Below are 15948 nucleotides of genomic sequence, written 5' to 3'. Positions count from 1 at the left end.
TCATCCAGCAGCGTGGACGTCTATGTCGGCGCCGGCGAGACGAGCCTGCCCACGAGTGTGTCACTCACTAACGAGAGTGCCGAGGCGACCTGGGTGCGTAGCTACCAGGCCGATGTGGGGGCAGCTCTCAACGGTGGCCCGAGCGTCGGCGCCGAGGGGGAGCACGTCTTTCCCGAAACGTCCTGGATCAACTTTGAAGCCCAGACCGACTCCCTGGGCGGCAACGAACAGCTGCTGCGCGACTTCACCGTGACTGTTCCGGCCGAGACCACCGAGGGAAAATACATTGCCGCCCTGGTTCTCGAACAGGCCGAGCCGCCCCTTCAACGAATGGTGCAGCCGGCCACTGAGCAGCGGCAGACCGTGATGGTGAACATTCACGTGGGCGAAGGCGTCGAACCCGCCTTCGCCTGGTCAGCTCCGATCTACGCAGCGGATGTCGACGGCCCCTTCTTGCAGGTGCAGGTCACCAATACCGGCACCGCGCACCTGGCCCCGACCGGGACACTGACCATCCGTAACGCCGCCAGCGAGCCCGTTGGCGAGGTCATGATCGAACTGGGCACGGTCTACGCCCAGCGCATCGCACTTTCCCAGGTGAGCCTCGACCAGAGCCTCGAACCCGGCAGCTACACACTGACCGGCCAGCTGTCCGATGCGAACAGCGGAGCCGTCGCCGCCGACACCGTGCCCTTCAGCGTCGCGGGCGCCGTGCCGACGGATGTCCCGACGGACGAACCTACCGCCGTGCCGACGGCGGTTCCGACGGTTGTCCCGACCGACGTTCCGACCGAGGTTCCGACGGCGGTTCCGACGGCGGTTCCGACGGCGGTTCCGACCGACGTTCCGACCGATCTCCCGACGGCGGTTCGGACCGACGTTCCCACCGACGACCCGGCCAAGATTCCCGTCGTGGAAGTCCCAGCCGAACAGCCGACCGTTGCCGCTGAACCGGCCGTGGCGCCCGCATCCGTCACTGTGCCGACCACAGCGCCGACGCCACCCACGCCGACCGAGTCCCCGACGCCGACGCCGACGCCAACGCCAACGCCGACGCCGACGGCAACGGCGACGGCGACCGCGACCGCGACCGCGTTCCCCGCCCCGATGTTGGCTCCCGCCCCGTCTGCATTCACGTTCGACCTCGAGGTGCTGCTCGGGGCCACCTCGGCGAACGCCCGGGTGAGCGTCGCCGGCTGGGGCCTCGAGCCCGGCTCGGGCGTGCAGGTGTTCGCGTTCTCGACCCCGCAATTGGTCGCCGAGGGCTACGCGAGCCCCGACGGAACCTTCACGGCCGACCACAGCCTGCCCCTCGACCTGCCCGACGGCGACCACACCCTGCTCGTGCTCGGCTCCGGCGCGCGCGGTTCCGATGGTTCACCCGGAGCCGAGATCGAGGCGCGCACCGGGTTCACCGTCGCCGCCGGTGGACTGATCGCAGCGGCGGCAGCGGATGCGCAGGCATCCGTTCCCGACACCATGCGCCGCATCGTTGCGCTGCCGTTTGCCACCGTGACCCCGCTCGACGAGCCCGAAACGCTCATCGCGTTGACCGTTTCGGCGATGACCCTTCTCTCGATGCTCGCTCTCGCCGGCGGTTCTGTGTTCAATCGTTTGGGCCAGCGGCTGCACTCGCAAGACGCCTGGGAGTCCGAATCGACCCGGCGCATCGACGTGAAGTCGGGAAACCTGTTGGCGTCGGAAGCCGGCTGGGGCGATCGGCTGCCGCTCTGGAACCGCCGGGCCTTCACCCGGTTCGACGGCGGAATCCGCCGCGCCATCGGTGCCGCAGCCGCACGGTCCTCACTCGCCGCCTCGGTGCTCGGCGACGCCACAGCCCTGCGGGCCATGACCGGAAACCTCGCCCTTGTGCTGCCGCTCGGCGGAATCCTGCTGGGGCTCGCCGCCGTCTTCGACGTGTCGGGCCGTGCCATGCCCCCGGGGTTGCTGCTGTTCGCCCTCATCGTGGCGCTCGGCGCGATCGATGCGTTTGCCGGGGTGCTCGCGCTGATCGTGTTCTGGGCGGGCGTGCTGCTCTCGGGCGGCATCGTGAGCCCGGGCAGCATGTTGACCCTGATCGGCATGACCCTCATCACGCTCGTGCCGTCGCTGGTGGCGCAGTCGTTCCGCTCGATTCGTCGCCGATCGCCGAAAACCCGGGCCGAGTGGTGGGAACGCGGCATCGACTTGGTGGTGGTGCCGCTGGTCGGTGCCTGGGCCACCCAGAAATTCGTCGGCGCGCTCAGCGGGCTCTCGGGGTACGACCTGCCGATCGGTGCCTACGCCGACATGATCGCGGTCACGGTCGGAAGCGCGCTCGTTCTGAAGACCGTGCTCGAAGAGGTTGCTACCAGGTTCTTCCCCCAGCGGCTGGTGGCGGTGGCGCCCCTGCATCTGCCGGCCGCGTCGCGGGTTCAGGTGGTGGCATCCGCTGGGCTGCAGTCGGTGCTGTTCGTGCTGGTGTCGAGTGCCTTCGTCGGGTTCGTCTGGCAGGTCGTGCTGGGGGCGGCCATGTTCGCGGCGGCGATCATCGCGCCGCTGTTCGAGGGCCGGTTTCGTAATCGACCGGCAATCTGGCAGGCCCTGCCCACCGAGCTTTCGGTCGTGGCGATCAACCTGGTCTTCGGTATCCTCGTGACCTCCTTGCTGATCGACGCGCTCGGGGCCGGCGCCAACGTGGCCCGCATGGCCTTCGTGGTGCTGCCCCTGCCGATGCTGGTGATCGCCGGGCTCAAACTCACCGGTCGCGGGCCGGCGCCCGGTGACCTCAAGTGGTTTCGGCAGCCCCACCTGACGGCGGGCTACCGCGTGGGTGGGCTGATACTGCTCGCGGGCACCGTCGGGTTGGCTGTCTCGACCTAGGCGAGACGATCGTGCGCTGCACGCAGCAATCGTCGATGGTGTTGCTTCCGCGCATTCAGCACGACCGAATGTGGGCAATCTCGTAGCACACCCCCGAATCGGCGTAGCCTCGCCTCATGAGCACCGTGATCCAGACGCGGGAATTGCAGAAGACGTTCGGGCGGGTGCGCGCACTCGACGGCCTCGACCTCACGGTCGCCGCCGGTGAGGTGCACGGCTTTCTCGGACCCAACGGAGCCGGCAAGTCCACGACCATACGCATCCTGCTCGGTCTGATGCGCGGGAGCGGTGGCAGCGCAACGGTCTTCGGCCGGGATCCGTGGGCGGATGCCTCGGCCCTGCACCGCCGCATGGCCTACGTGCCCGGAGACGTCACGCTGTGGCCGAACCTGTCCGGCGGGGAAGCGATCGACCTGCTCGGCCGTCTGCGGGGCGGCACCGGCACTCCCGCCGAACGCGCTCGCCGCGCGCACCTGCTCGATGCCTTCAACCTGGACCCCGGCAAGAAGGGCCGCACCTACTCCAAGGGCAACCGACAGAAGGTCGCTCTCATCGCCGCGCTCGCAACGCCCGCCGACCTCTACGTGCTTGACGAACCCACTTCGGGCCTCGACCCGCTGATGGAAGAGGTCTTTCGCCGCGAGATCCAGGCGGCCGCGGCCGCGGGCGCCGCCGTGTTGCTCTCGAGCCACATCCTCTCCGAGGTCGAGCATCTTTGCGATCGGGTGACCATCATTCGCGCCGGGCGTACCGTGCAGACCGGCACCCTCGCGGACCTCCGGCACCTCACCCGCACGGCGGTGGCCTTTTCGGCCGCGGGGTTGACGCAACCCGACCTCGGGCAGCTGGCCGCGGGCATCCGCACCATTCACGACCTTGTGATCGAGGGCGGCCGGGTGAGGTTCACCGCCGACAGCGACACCCTGCCCGACCTGCTGCCGCTGCTCGCACGGCTGCGGGTACAGGCGCTGAGTATCGCGCCGCCCTCGCTCGAGGAACTCTTTCTGCGCCACTATCGCGACGATGCCGATGGCCAGGCGCGCACCGAGGCCGAAGCCCGGCCATGAACCGCGGCCCGCTTGCCCAATTGCTGTGGCTGCGCGCCCGCCGCGACCGTTTTCAGGTACCGGTCTGGGTGCTCACGATCGCCGCCCTCAGCGGCCTGAGTTCCGTCGCCGTCGAGGCGAGCTTCGGAACCCTCGCCGAGCGCGAGGCCCTCGTGCGCATCGCGGTTGCGACCCCGAGCCTGCTGATGTTGCGCGGCGTACCGCAGGGTACGGATGTCGCCGCCCTTGTTTTCTTTCAGCTGTTCGCCTTTCTCGCCGCGACGGTCGCCCTGATGAACACCTTCCTGGCCGTGCGTCACTCCCGCGCCGAGGAGCAGTCGGGTCGTGCCGACCTCGTCGGGGCGACCGCGGCCGGGCGCCTGCTGCCGCTCGTCGCCACGGTGCTGCACGGCGCCGCGACGAACGTGCTGCTCGGTGCCGGCGTCTGCCTCGCCTTTCTCGCGGTGGGGTTCGACCCGACCGGCGCCCTGCTGAGCGGCGCCGCGATCGCCGCGACCGGCCTCGCCTTCCTCGCCGTGGGACTCGTCTGTGCCCAACTCCTGCGCACCGCGCGCGGCGCGAACGGACTCGCCGCCGCGCTCGTCGGCGTCGCCTACGTGCTGCGCGCGGCCGGTGATGCGGGTGGCACCGCCTCGGCCGACGGCCTGAGCGTCGCGAGCGGATGGCCCAGCTGGCTCTCGCCCATCGGCTGGGGCCAGCAGACCAGCCCCTTTCACAGCCCCGAACCCGCTCCGCTGCTGCTGAGCCTCGGCTTCGCTCTGCTGCTGATCGCCGCGGTGCTCGGGCTGCAATCGACCCGAGACCTCGACGCGAGCGTGTTGCCCGAGCGCGGCGGCCGCAACCACGCGTCGGCCCGACTGCGGGGGTCGTTCGGTCTGGCCTGGCGGTTGCAGTGGCCATCCATCCTCGGCTGGTCGATTGCGGGGCTGTTGCTCGGCGCCATCGCCGGCGGCCTCGGCGAGACGATCGTCGACCTGGCCGAAAGCAACCCGCTCATTGGGGGAGCACTCGCGAGCATCGCCCCGGGCGGCCGCGGCTCGATCATCGACCTGTTCACGGCCGCGCTGTTCAGCCTCATTGGTGTGCTCGCCGCAGCCGCGGCCATGCAGTCGGTCATCCGGCTGCGACAAGAGGAGAGCGGGGGAGCGGGGGAGCTGCTGCTCGCGTTGCCGGTGCGGCGCATCCGCTGGATGAACGACTATCTCGCGCTCGGGGCGATCACGATCGGGTCTGTTCTGGCGGCGGCCGTGACGGGAGCGGGTCTGGGTCTCATCCGCTCGGCCGACACCGCCGACCGGATCGCGAGCGTGGCCGGGTCGGGCTTCGCCCAGTTGCCGGCCGCGCTGCTCATGCTGGCGATCGCGGCCCTGCTCTACGCCTTCGTGCCGCGCGTGAGCATCGCCCTGAGCTGGGCCGCCCTGCTCGCGGCCCTGTTCGTCGGCCAGTTCGGCGGCGTCTTCGGCCTTCCAGAGTGGATGCGCGCCGTCTCGCCCTTCACCCACACCCCGGTCAGCGCTGTGCGCGGCGCCGACTGGGCCGGGGCCGCGGTGATGTTCGGGCTGGCCGTCGTGGCCGCGGCGCTCGCCGTGTGGGGCGCCCGCCGCCGCGACCTCACCCTCTGACCCGACCCGCGCCATCCGCTCGCCGAATCGACCGAGCTCCCCACCGTGGCTAATTCAGGAGATCCGAGCCGAGATCGCCTGCGGCCGGCCGCACCAGTGCACTGGTCGCACCGTCAGCGGGCAGATCTCCTGAATTCGCCCCCGCGGCCACGCCGGCGGCCCGCGCGCTGTGGCAAACTGCTCGGCGTGACCCCTCAGCCCCTGAACCCTCAGCCCCTGAACTCTCAGCCCCTGACTTCCGAGCGCCGCATGCTCATCGACACCGCAGGCCTGTACTTTCGCGCGTTTTACGGTGTGCCTGACGCCGTGCGCGCTCCGAACGGCGAGCCGATCAACGCCGTGCGCGGGCTGCTCGACATGATCGCTCGCCTCGCCACGGAGTTCGAGCCGACCGAGATCGTCGCCTGCTGGGACGATGACTGGCGCCCGCAGTGGCGGGTTGACCTCATTCCCACCTATAAGACCCACCGCGTCGCACTCGAGGTTCTGACGGATGACGACCCCGACATCGAGGTCGTCCCCGACCTCCTGAGCCCCCAGATCCCGATCATCCGCGAGGTCCTCGATGCCCTCGGCATCCCGATCATCGGCGCCGCCCGGCACGAGGCCGACGACGTCATCGGCACCCTCGCCACGCACGCTCCGATGCCGGTCGACATCGTCACCGGTGATCGCGATCTGTTTCAGCTCGTCGATGATTCCCGCGGCGTGCGGGTGATATATACCGGCCGCGGCATGAGTCGCCTTGAAGTTCTGACGGATGCCGCCCTCACCACCAAGACCGGCGTCACGCCCGCACAGTACGCGGACTTCGCAGCCATGCGAGGCGACCCCTCCGACGGCCTGCCGGGAGTCGCCGGCGTCGGCGAGAAGACCGCCGCAACCCTGCTGGCCAGCTACGGCGACCTCGACGGTATCGTCGCGGCTGCCGTCGATCCGGCCAGCCCGATGGGCGCGGCCGTGCGCGCGAAGATCACCGCGGCATCCGCTTACCTGCGGGTCGCCCCTATCGTGGTCAACGTCGTGCGCGACCTCGACCTGCCGCGGTTCGATGCCCGCATTCGCCCCGGCACGCCCGAGCAGATCGCCGCGCTCGAGCGCCTGTCGGCTGAGTGGGGCCTCGCCTCGTCGATGACCCGCGCCCGCGCCGCCCTGGCCGCCCGCGCCCGCCCGTAAGCGCTCGCAAGCAGAGGCGCTCGCCGCCCGCCCGACCCCGGCAACGCGGGAGCCGCACAATCGAGGTGTCAGCCAATCCCCTCGCGGCACTCGTTCGCTCTGCGGGCACTCGCAGGAGCGAGTGCCCGCAGCCGCAACGAGTGCCGCGACGCCGAGCGACGTCTGAAGGCGTCTGAGGGCACCTGGTTTGGGCAAACCGCAGCCAGAATTTGTTTGGCCCCGAGCCTTCCGCAATCCGCAGGCAAATTGCTAGGATCACCTAGTACTTACTTTGTTATCCAAGTAATTTCTCTTCGAGATGGAGTTCAGATGGACATCACCGGCAAAGTCGCCTTGATTACGGGAGGCGCATCCGGGCTGGGTCTTGCCACGACCCGACTCCTGCTCGCGCGGGGAGCGTCGGTGGTCATCGCAGACCTCGCGACGTCGCCCGGTGCCGAGATTGCCGCCGGGCTCGGCGACCAGGTTCTCTTTGTTCCGACCGATGTGACCAGCGAGTCTGACGTGCACTCCGCTCTCGCCGGCGCGGAGCGCTTCAACGGCCTCGACATCATCGTCAACTGTGCTGGAATCTCCAGTGCGGCCCGGGTTGTCGGCAAGAAGGGGCCGTTTCCCCTCGACGTATTTCGACGCGTGGTCGAGATCAACCTGATTGGCACGTTCAACGTACTCAGGCTCGCCGCTGAGCACATGATGGACAACCCCACCGAGGCCGAGGAGCGTGGCGTGATCGTCAATACTGCATCCGTCGCGGCGTTCGACGGGCAAATTGGACAGGCGGCGTATTCCGCGTCAAAGGCGGCCATCGCCGGCATGACCCTCCCCCTGGCCCGGGATCTCGCTCAGTCGAAGATTCGTGTCATGACCATTGCGCCCGGCCTGTTTCACACCCCCATGTTCGACTCGCTGCCGGCAGAATCGATCGTGTCGCTCGGGGCACAGACGCCGCATCCGTCCAGACTTGGCCGGCCGGACGAGTATGCCGCGCTCGTCGCTCACATCGTGGAGAACCCGATGCTGAACGGCGAAACGATCCGCCTTGACGGAGCCGTTCGGCTCGGACCGCGCTGATGAGCGAGCGGGTTCTCGAGGTCGCGATCGTCGGGGGCGTCACGAGCCTCACGTTCAATCGCCCGGATGAGGCGAATGCGCTCAGCCTCGAGCTGGCGAACGCCTTCCGCGATGCCGTCACGTCGGCCGTTGTCGACCCCGACTGTCACGTGGTCGTGCTCGCCGGTAACGGCCGGTTCTTCTGCTCTGGCGGCGACGTCATCGGCATGGCGCAAGCGGATGACCCGGCGCGCTTCACCCGTCTGCTCGCTGACACGATGCACGAGGCACTGCTCGAACTGGCCACCTCGAGCCTGATCGTGGTCGCAGCGGTTCAGGGCCCCGCAGCCGGGGCGGGGCTGGGGATCGTGCTCAACGCCGACCTTGTCGTCGCGACCGACCGTGCAGCGTTCATCGGCGCTTACGGCGTGGTCGGACTTAGCCCCGACTGCGGGGTGTCCTACCTGCTGCCGAGGGCGATCGGCCCACTGCGCGCGTCGTCGATGCTTCTCGCCGGTCAGACGGTCGGCCCCTCCGATGCCCTTGCCTGGGGCCTGATCAACGAAATTGTCGAGCAGGAGTCACTCGCGGCGCACGTGGCAGGGCTCGCGGCCCGGATCGCCGGAGGCGCGACCCAGTCGCTCGGCGCGACCAAGCGCCTGCTCGCGGCCGGGTCCGCTGTGGGCTATGCGGCACACCTGAAGTCGGAGTCCGAGTCGATCGCCGCGCTTGCCGGTCATGCGGACACGCGGTCGCGTGTCAGCGCATTCGCGTCGCGTTCGAAATCGACCTCCCGCTCGTAAGCCCGGGCACGGGACCAGGCCCGGAATCGAGGGCTACGGCGTAGCCAATCCGTCGAAAAAGAGGGCGGTAAAGGTCGCGGTGAGCTCCTGCTCGCTGTACTTGGTGCCGGGAACATACCAGCGGTGTGTCCAGAGCAGCATGCCAAACAGTCCGTTGGCAACGAGCGTTGCCGACAGTCCGTCGCGGAAGGAACCATCCGCGACGCCTTCGAGAATGGCATCCCTGAAGAACTTCTCCAGGCGGTGGGTTTGCTCCACCATGCGGGTGGCCCACTCGGCGTCTTGGGAGACGACCTGCCGCATGTCTTCCTGAATGTAGACATACATGTAGGGATAGTGCTCGACCTGCGAGGCGATCATCAGGCTGATCAGCTGGGTCAACTTCTCGCGGGGCGAAACGGGCAACTCCGCGATGCCGGCGGCTGCGGCAACGTTGGTGTCCAGGATGTTCTGGATGCACTCCTGGAAGAGTTCTTCCTTGCTTGCGACGTAGTAGTACAAAGACGCACGGTCCGTGCCGAAGACGGCGGCGATGTCGTTGAGCGTCGCCGTGGCGTAGCCCTTCTCTCGGAACACGATCGCCGCGATGCGGATGAGTTCGGCGCGCTTGGCGCTGTAGTCGGCCCCGCCGTCGGAGAGTGCTGCCTGTCGACGTTGGGAAATGCGGCTGGCCGCTGCCAGTGGTTGCGTCATGAGTGTTTCCCCTCTTGCGCCGATATCGACGCCGATGATCTTTGCAAAAGTATAGGCGGGGTCAGCAATTTAGTCCGTTTCCCTGTGCGTGACACGTTCTCCGCGGCCCGTCAACTCGAGCGTTGACAAATGTCGTGAGCGATGCGACGATGAGGATAATCTTCAGCAAGTCAGGATGCAGGACGACGTCGTCGCTCCAGCCTGAAGCGCTGACTCCGACGAGTGAGGCCAATAAATGCAGCTCAATGACAGCGACACCAACGGCACGAGCACGGGGCGCCACGATCCCATCCTGAGCGAGACCGACATTCGAGCGGCGATTGGTGACGCCGCCGTGCCTGCGCTGTTGATGACCGTTTATCAATTCACGGGCGATGAGAAGTGGCTCGGGCCCAGGTACGCTCCCACCCGTGCCCGTGGTCTCGGAGACCACGAGAGCGGAGGGCTGTCGGATGTCGTTCAAGCCGAGATCCGCGAGGCTGCCATTCCCATAGTGATGGCGTTGCAGGCGGGGCGGATGCCGGCAATCGCCGTTCCCAGCCCCTCGGCCATGACCAAGCTCATGGCCCATTACCTCAATGAGCCGGTCGATGAGCGCTACGGTCCGATGCTCGCTGAAGAGTTGGGCCGGCGATCGGCGCTGGGCGACCGACGAATCGAGGCCCCGCCGCTCGCCGCTCCCACGGGATACAAGGTCATTGTCATCGGCGTCGGCGTCGCGGGCATTGTCGCCTCGCACTACCTCGAGCAGATGGGGGTCGAGTACACGATCTTCGAGCGGCAGCCCGAAGCCGGCGGTAACTGGTGGCAGAACACCTACCCCGGTGCGGGCGTGGACACCCCGAGCCACCTGTACTCATTCTCATTCGCGGACCGCAACTGGAACAATCACTTCGAGCTGCGCGACAACCTGTCTCAGTACTTCACCGACACTCTCGATGAGGTTGGCGGTCGCGCCCAGGTGCAGTTCGACACCGAGGTGCTCTCCGCGACGTTTGACGAACCCCTGAACATCTGGCATCTCGAGGTGAGAGGTCCCGATGGGGTTGTCGTTTCCCACACCGCCAATGTCGTGATCAGTGCGGTCGGTGTGCTCAATAAGCCGAAGCTTCCCAACGTTCCCGGACGGGATTCCTTCGCCGGCGAATCCTTCCATTCCTCCTATTGGCCCGAGGGGCTCGACATCGCCGGCAAACGGGTCGCGATCGTCGGCACCGGTGCGAGCTCGATGCAGATCTCGCCCGCGATCGCTGAGCAGGTCGAACATCTCACCATTTTCCAGCGCTCGCCGCAGTGGGTCGCGCCCTTTGAACAGTTCCGGCAGGCGATCCCCGAGGGCAACCGCACTCTGCTGCAGGGGTGCCGCCTTTATCACGCTTGGTACTGGCTGCGGCTGTTCTGGCAGTTCGGTGACAAGGTCATCGAAGCGCTCAGGGTTGATCCGGACTGGGAGTTTCCGGCCCGCGCGGTCAACAGCCGAAACGACGGCCATCGCATCCTCTTCACGCAGTACATCAAGGATCGTCTCGGCGATCGGCAGGACCTTCTCGAGAAGGTTCTGCCCGACTACCCGCCGTTCGGTAAGCGCATCCTGCTCGACAACGGCTGGTATTCGACCCTGCTGCGCGACGACGTCACCCTCGTGAATGAGGGCGTGGCCTCGGTGAATGCAGCGGGCCCGGTCAGCGACTCCGGAACTCAGTACGACGTTGATGTGCTGATCTGGGCCACCGGTTTTGATGCCGCTCGATTCATCTCGTCAATGGATGTCCGTGGCGTGGGCGGTCTCACCCTGCGCGAGGCCTGGGACGATGACAACCCGAAGGCCTATTTTGGGGTCTCCGTTCCCGACTTCCCCAACTACTTCATGTTGGGCGGCCCCAATTCGTTCCCGGGCAGCGGAAGCTTCATGTACTTCATGGAGGTTCAGATGCGATATATCCGGGACCTCCTCACCGAGATGCTCGACGGTGGAGTCGCGTCGATCGACGCGACCGAGGAGGCGAATCGGGTCTACAACGATCTCGTCGACTCCACGCACGAACACACCGTCTGGACGCATCCAGGCATGTCCACGTACTACCGCAACTCGCGCGGCCGGGTCGTCTTCGTGATGCCGTTCACCAATCTCGAGTATTGGGAGATGACCAGACGCGCCGACATCGAAAACTACACGTTCCGCTACGACGACGCGCGCACGAGTGTGGACGTACCGGCATAGACCGAAGCCAGGCGTCCTGAGCCCCTGCCCCCTGTCACAACGGGTGGCAGGGGCTCTTTTTATCCGGGCGACGTGCTGCCGGCCGATCGCTCTTGACGTCCCAGTCAACACATGCGTAGACTGCGAAAGAGCCAATGAGGGCTCGCCTCCCCAACGATTGAGAGACCCATGACTGTCACCGCCGACAATCTCATCGCCAGCGTGCAGCGCCTGGTCGATCAGGACAACATCACACGAGTCCTGTACGAGTATGCGTTCCATCTGGACGCGGCCGATCCTGAGAAGATGCTCCCGCTCTTCACCGAAGACCTTCATGTGGCCTATGGGCCGTCGCACGGCGCGGATGGCGCCGCGGCGTACCTCGAGACGCTCACGAGCGAGAAATTCGGTGTCTCGGCCTTCTTCGCCGGCACCAGCCACCACGTCTCCAACGTCGTAATCGACTTCGTCGACGCGGACACCGTCACCGTGCGTTCCGTGCTGTACGCCTTTCACCACTACATGCGCGACCGTCCCGACGGCGTCGTGTACGGCCAGTACCACGACATCCTCGTGCGCACCCCGGACGGCTGGAAGATCAAGCGCCGAGAGCTCAAGCACACGGGCACCGAGACCTATCACGCCAAGGGTGACGCGCTGAATCCGATTCCCCGCAACAGCCTGCCGGGATCGCGCTGATGTCGGGTGAGCTGCTCTATGAGGTACGCGACCATGTCGCCTACGTCACACTGAACCGCCCCAAGGCCCTCAACTCGATCTCGCACGACCTCGACGTTGAGCTGGAGCAGAAGTGGATCGAGATCGACGCCAACCCGGACATTTGGGTGGCGGTGCTCTCGGCGGCCGGAGATCGCGCTTTCTGCGCCGGCGCCGACATTAGCGGGGGCACGGGCGCTCACTCCTCTCGGCTGGCCCTGGGCGGTGGTCTCACCGGTATCGGCGGCCCGTTGCGCGTGCTCAAAAAACCGCTCATCGCCGTGGTGCACGGATACGCCCTCGGCGGCGGCTTCGAGCTGGCGATGTGCGCCGACCTGATCATCGCCGCCGACAACGCCCAGTTCGGTCTTCCCGAGGTGAAGGCGGGCATCATCGGGGAATCGGGTGTCATGCACCGCGCGATTCGGCAGCTGCCCCATCACGTCGCGATGGCACTCATTCTGACCGGTGAGCGGATGTCCGCTGCCGACGCCGAGCGATACGGTCTCGTCAACGAGGTGGTGCCGTTCGCCGAACTGCAGCAGACGGCCGAGAAGTGGGCGGCCAAGCTGACCGTGGCATCGCCGCTGGCGCAGCAGGCCGCGAAAGAGGCCGTGCTGTCCCGTCTGGGTGGCTCGCTGGAGACCGCCCTGGCCACCAAGTACGAGCCGATCGAGGCGTACTTCCACACGGAAGACGTCAAGGAGGGTCGACTGGCTTTCCAGGAGAAACGACTTCCGACGTGGAGCGGTCGGTAGCTCGCTGGCATCCGCCGGGCACAAAAGCCTGCCGGGATCGGAGCGCAAGCTTCGATCCCGGCAGGCTTTTTGCGCATGCGCTGTTTCGGTCAGCGTACGGAGATCAGGCCGCCGTCGACGGGAAGCAGCTGGCCGGTGATGAATCGTGAGTCGTCGCTGGCAAGAAACACGAGCACGGGAGCGAGATCACGATCCGGGTCTCCGAACCGCCCGCCGAGGGGGATTTGGGCTGCCGTCGACGCATCGTGGGCGGCGAGCTCCGCGGGGGTCAGGGCGGCTCGAAACTCCGTGTACATCGGGGTGACGACGTAGGGAAGTACCGCGTTGACGCGAATTCCTGAGGGTCCCCAGTCCCGCGCGACGCTGCGGGTCCAGTTGTGCACGGCAGCCTTGGTCATGCCGTAGGTCGCGTTGTTCGGCTCGGCAGTGAGTCCGGATTCGGAGCCGAAGTTGATGATCGCGCCCCCGCCGCCGGCGGCCATGTGGCGGAATGCCGCCGAATTCGTGTAGACCGTGCCGTAGACATTGATCCGAAAGATCCTGTCCATCAGGTCATCAGGGATCTCATGCACGGCAGCGTGCTTCTGAATGCCCGCGACGTTCACGAGCACGTCGAGACCGCCCAGGTGATCCACGGCCGCGTCGATGATCGCATCGATTCCGGCGCGATCCGACACATCCCCGTGCAGAAATCTGACTGTGCCCGGCCCCGCTTCTGTCGCTTCGGCGGCGACGGCTTCTCCGGGCTCCTGATTGAGATCGATCGACACCACCGCCGCGCCGCTGCGGGCGAAAGCGCGTACCGCTGCTTCGCCGATGCCTCTGGCACCTCCGGTGACGATGATTCTTTTACCGCTTATGTCCGTCATGACCCCATTGCTTTCCTGTTAAGCACGACCGGGGTGGGCGATTCAACGAATCGCCCGCCCCGGTCGTGGCAGTGCGTTGTTTGTGACTAGGCGAACTCGTGAACCGGGGACTTGGATCCCGCGACCTCGATGTTCGCGACGACCTCGGTGGCGAAGAGGCGCAAGGACTCGACCCAGGGGGCGGGGTCATCGAGTGCATCGTGTGTGTTGACCGCGATCTGTCCGTAGCGAAAGCCGGTCTGTTCGAAGGTGCGCTCGATCTTGGCCATGACGGTCTCGGGGGAGCCGCAGAGCCAGACGTGATCGGCGAGGTAGTCGAGGTCGACATCGTTGATGTCCACCTTCACATCGGCGTCGTCGATGAAGCCCTGGAGGATGCGGTACTTCTTGTAAACCGGCATCAGGTACTTGCTCCAGGCGTGGCCCAGTGCGCCGTTCTTGGCTTGTTCCTTCGCTTCTTCATCGGTCTTGGCAACGAAAACGTCGCGAGCGACCTTGAATCGCGATCCGTCGGGCACGTCACCGCGAGCTTCGACGGCCGCGGAGTAGACGTCCCACTGTGACCGCAGCAGCGTAGAGCCACCGTAGAACGACACCGGAGTCCACCCACGCTGACCGGCCAATACGTGAGACGGGGAACCCGCGCTCAGGCCGGTGATGGCGATTTCGAGCCCATCGGCTCCGCCATAGGGCGAGTGGTCGGCCAGGGCGTGGTATTCCTCACCATCCTTGAGGTCGAAGGCGTCGTGGTGATCCACCGATCCCGCCTCGATCCCCGCTTCGAGCCATGCAGCCTTGTAGAACTGGCCCTCGTGTGTGAATGGCTGGCGTCGCCACACCTTGTCCATGACCTCAAGGCCCTCGAGCAGACGCGGGTGCGCTTCGGAGAGGTCGCCCGGTTGGCCTCGCAGAACGGCTTCGTTCTCCCAGGAGCCCGCCCCGACACCGAGAAAGTACCGGTCCTGCAGCAGCTGTGATGTGTAACCGACCTGCACCGCGAGCGAGGAGGGGTTGTGCAGCGGCACGATGTGCGCCATTGGCGCGAATCTCATGCGCTCGGTCACCTGCGCGGCCGCGACGATGAGCAGCTCAGGATTCGGGATGTTCTCCCACGCCTGCATGCCGTGCTCGCCGACCATGAAGTCGCGATAGCCAAAGCTGTCGGCTGCCTTGGCCAACATCATCGAGTACTCGAAAGTCTCTTTGTCTGTGCGCCCCGGGCGCATGTACGGCGTGTGGAAGATTCCGCATTCCATCTGTATCTCTCCTTTGAGTTGTGTCGCGTCCGTTGGAAACAGTCCCAGCTGTGCGCAAACTGCCGAACGCAGGTGTCGATGTCTTCGAAGACTAAGCCCCTCCTCGGTGCGCTGTCAACGATAGTGTTGAAGTATCAACGTAGATGTTGAGAATCTCGCAATCTTCCTTGACCCTGCTCGAATGTTCCTAGTAGCGTTCAGGTGTCGACAGGGATGTTGAGACCGTCCCAGGAACTGTCGGCCCTCTGCGAGCCGACCTGCCGAACTTGCGAGGAACCGACCGAAAGGAATCTCGCCATGACCACCCTGCAATCGACAACCTTGGAATCCCGCATTCGGCGGCTGGAAGATCGGGGCGAGATTCACGATCTGGTGGTCCGGTACTTTCTCGCGTCCGATTTCGACGATTACGACGCCATCGCCGCGAGCTTCGCCGAAACCTCATCGTTCGCCGCGGGCGGTTTTGAGGGCGCCGCCGGCGGGGCCGGAATCGCGAACATGATCAAGGGTGCCAGAACCGCCTTCGGCACGACGATTCATACCCCGAACTACGTTCTGATTGACTTCCAGGACGAGGACCATGCGACCGGCCTGGTGGGTGCGCACCTCGAAATCGCCATGGGCGGTACCAGCGTGTTCGGCGCCGTCAGATATGAAGACGAGTACGTGCGCGAGAACGATCGCTGGGTCTTCGCCACACGCAACATGCGAACCGTGCACGTCGGTGACTGGGCAGACATTGAGACCTCCCTGACGAGCGAGACGCCCGTGCGCTGGCCCGGTGGGGTCCCCGCTGCGTCCGACTACCCGCCCACGCACTAGACGGTGGCTGCCTGACGAGGCCGGGCCGGGGCAGGAGCCGTCGCGAGGCGGTT

At 66.2% G+C, this 15948-nt stretch carries 13 protein-coding genes; 10 read left to right on the top strand and 3 right to left on the bottom strand.

What is annotated here, in order from left to right; all coding sequences use genetic code 11:
- Nucleotides 1-12 precede the first annotated feature (12 nt).
- The 6 genes from E3T55_RS20515 to E3T55_RS17910 all read left to right on the top strand — a co-directional run bounded on the left by E3T55_RS20515 (nt 13) and on the right by E3T55_RS17910 (nt 8580).
- On the top strand, nt 13-2862 hold the full coding sequence (locus E3T55_RS20515; protein ID WP_194092220.1) for a PT domain-containing protein: 2850 nt from the start codon (nt 13-15) through the stop codon (nt 2860-2862).
- 116 nt (nt 2863-2978) lie between these two features.
- Nucleotides 2979-3929 carry an ABC transporter ATP-binding protein gene (locus E3T55_RS17930; RefSeq protein ID WP_134520904.1) on the top strand — a complete coding sequence of 317 codons (951 nt, stop codon included), beginning with the start codon at nt 2979-2981 and terminating at the stop codon, nt 3927-3929.
- The gene (locus E3T55_RS17925) at nt 3926-5551 is read left to right on the top strand and encodes an ABC transporter permease (protein ID WP_134520903.1); all 1626 of its coding nucleotides are present in this window, start codon (nt 3926-3928) and stop codon (nt 5549-5551) included. Before E3T55_RS17930 ends, E3T55_RS17925 begins: the two co-directional genes overlap by 4 nt.
- 249 nt (nt 5552-5800) lie before the next feature.
- A complete protein-coding gene (locus E3T55_RS17920; RefSeq protein ID WP_134520922.1) occupies nt 5801-6727 on the top strand; it encodes a 5'-3' exonuclease in 927 nt (308 codons plus the stop codon).
- A gap of 309 nt (nt 6728-7036) precedes the next feature.
- Complete coding sequence (locus E3T55_RS17915) at nt 7037-7798, top strand: 3-hydroxyacyl-CoA dehydrogenase (RefSeq protein ID WP_134520902.1); 762 nt, start codon at nt 7037-7039, stop codon at nt 7796-7798.
- Nucleotides 7798-8580: an enoyl-CoA hydratase/isomerase family protein gene (locus E3T55_RS17910; RefSeq protein ID WP_134520901.1), complete on the top strand. Its 783-nt coding sequence runs from the start codon at nt 7798-7800 to the stop codon at nt 8578-8580. Before E3T55_RS17915 ends, E3T55_RS17910 begins: the two co-directional genes overlap by 1 nt.
- Nucleotides 8581-8613: 33 nt before the next feature.
- On the opposite strand, the gene E3T55_RS17905 is transcribed toward E3T55_RS17910, so the two are convergent.
- Nucleotides 8614-9273 (bottom strand): TetR/AcrR family transcriptional regulator, encoded by a 660-nt coding sequence (locus tag E3T55_RS17905; RefSeq protein WP_134520900.1) that lies wholly within the window; start codon nt 9271-9273, stop codon nt 8614-8616.
- 235 nt (nt 9274-9508) lie between these two features.
- On the opposite strand from E3T55_RS17905, the gene E3T55_RS17900 reads away from it, so the two are divergent.
- The 3 genes from E3T55_RS17900 (at nt 9509) to E3T55_RS17890 (ending at nt 12948) form a co-directional block, all read left to right on the top strand.
- A complete protein-coding gene (locus E3T55_RS17900) occupies nt 9509-11494 on the top strand; it encodes a flavin-containing monooxygenase (RefSeq protein ID WP_134520899.1) in 1986 nt (661 codons plus the stop codon).
- A 168-nt stretch (nt 11495-11662) separates the two neighbouring features.
- Nucleotides 11663-12172, top strand: coding sequence for a nuclear transport factor 2 family protein (locus E3T55_RS17895; protein WP_134520898.1), 510 nt, complete (start codon nt 11663-11665; stop codon nt 12170-12172).
- Nucleotides 12172-12948, top strand: a complete 777-nt coding sequence (locus tag E3T55_RS17890; RefSeq protein WP_134520897.1) for an enoyl-CoA hydratase-related protein — start codon at nt 12172-12174, stop codon at nt 12946-12948. The genes E3T55_RS17895 and E3T55_RS17890 overlap by 1 nt, the downstream gene beginning before the upstream one ends.
- Before the next feature lie 89 nt (nt 12949-13037).
- Here E3T55_RS17890 and E3T55_RS17885 read toward each other — a convergent pair whose 3' ends face one another.
- Nucleotides 13038-13817, bottom strand: a complete 780-nt coding sequence (locus E3T55_RS17885; protein ID WP_134520896.1) for an SDR family NAD(P)-dependent oxidoreductase — start codon at nt 13815-13817, stop codon at nt 13038-13040.
- Between the two features lie 86 nt (nt 13818-13903).
- Nucleotides 13904-15073: an LLM class flavin-dependent oxidoreductase gene (locus E3T55_RS17880; RefSeq protein WP_134520895.1), complete on the bottom strand. Its 1170-nt coding sequence runs from the start codon at nt 15071-15073 to the stop codon at nt 13904-13906.
- 297 nt (nt 15074-15370) lie between these two features.
- Here E3T55_RS17880 and E3T55_RS17875 point away from each other — a divergent pair, with 297 nt between their 5' ends.
- Nucleotides 15371-15895, top strand: a complete 525-nt coding sequence (locus E3T55_RS17875; protein WP_134520894.1) for a nuclear transport factor 2 family protein — start codon at nt 15371-15373, stop codon at nt 15893-15895.
- Nucleotides 15896-15948 lie beyond the last annotated feature (53 nt).

The sequence above is a fragment of the Cryobacterium frigoriphilum genome, assembly GCF_004403305.1.
GTDB classification, from domain to species: Bacteria; Actinomycetota; Actinomycetes; order Actinomycetales; family Microbacteriaceae; genus Cryobacterium; species Cryobacterium frigoriphilum.
The sequence above is the reverse complement of the archived record's forward strand: the minus strand, read 5'-3'. Positions and strand labels throughout refer to the sequence as shown.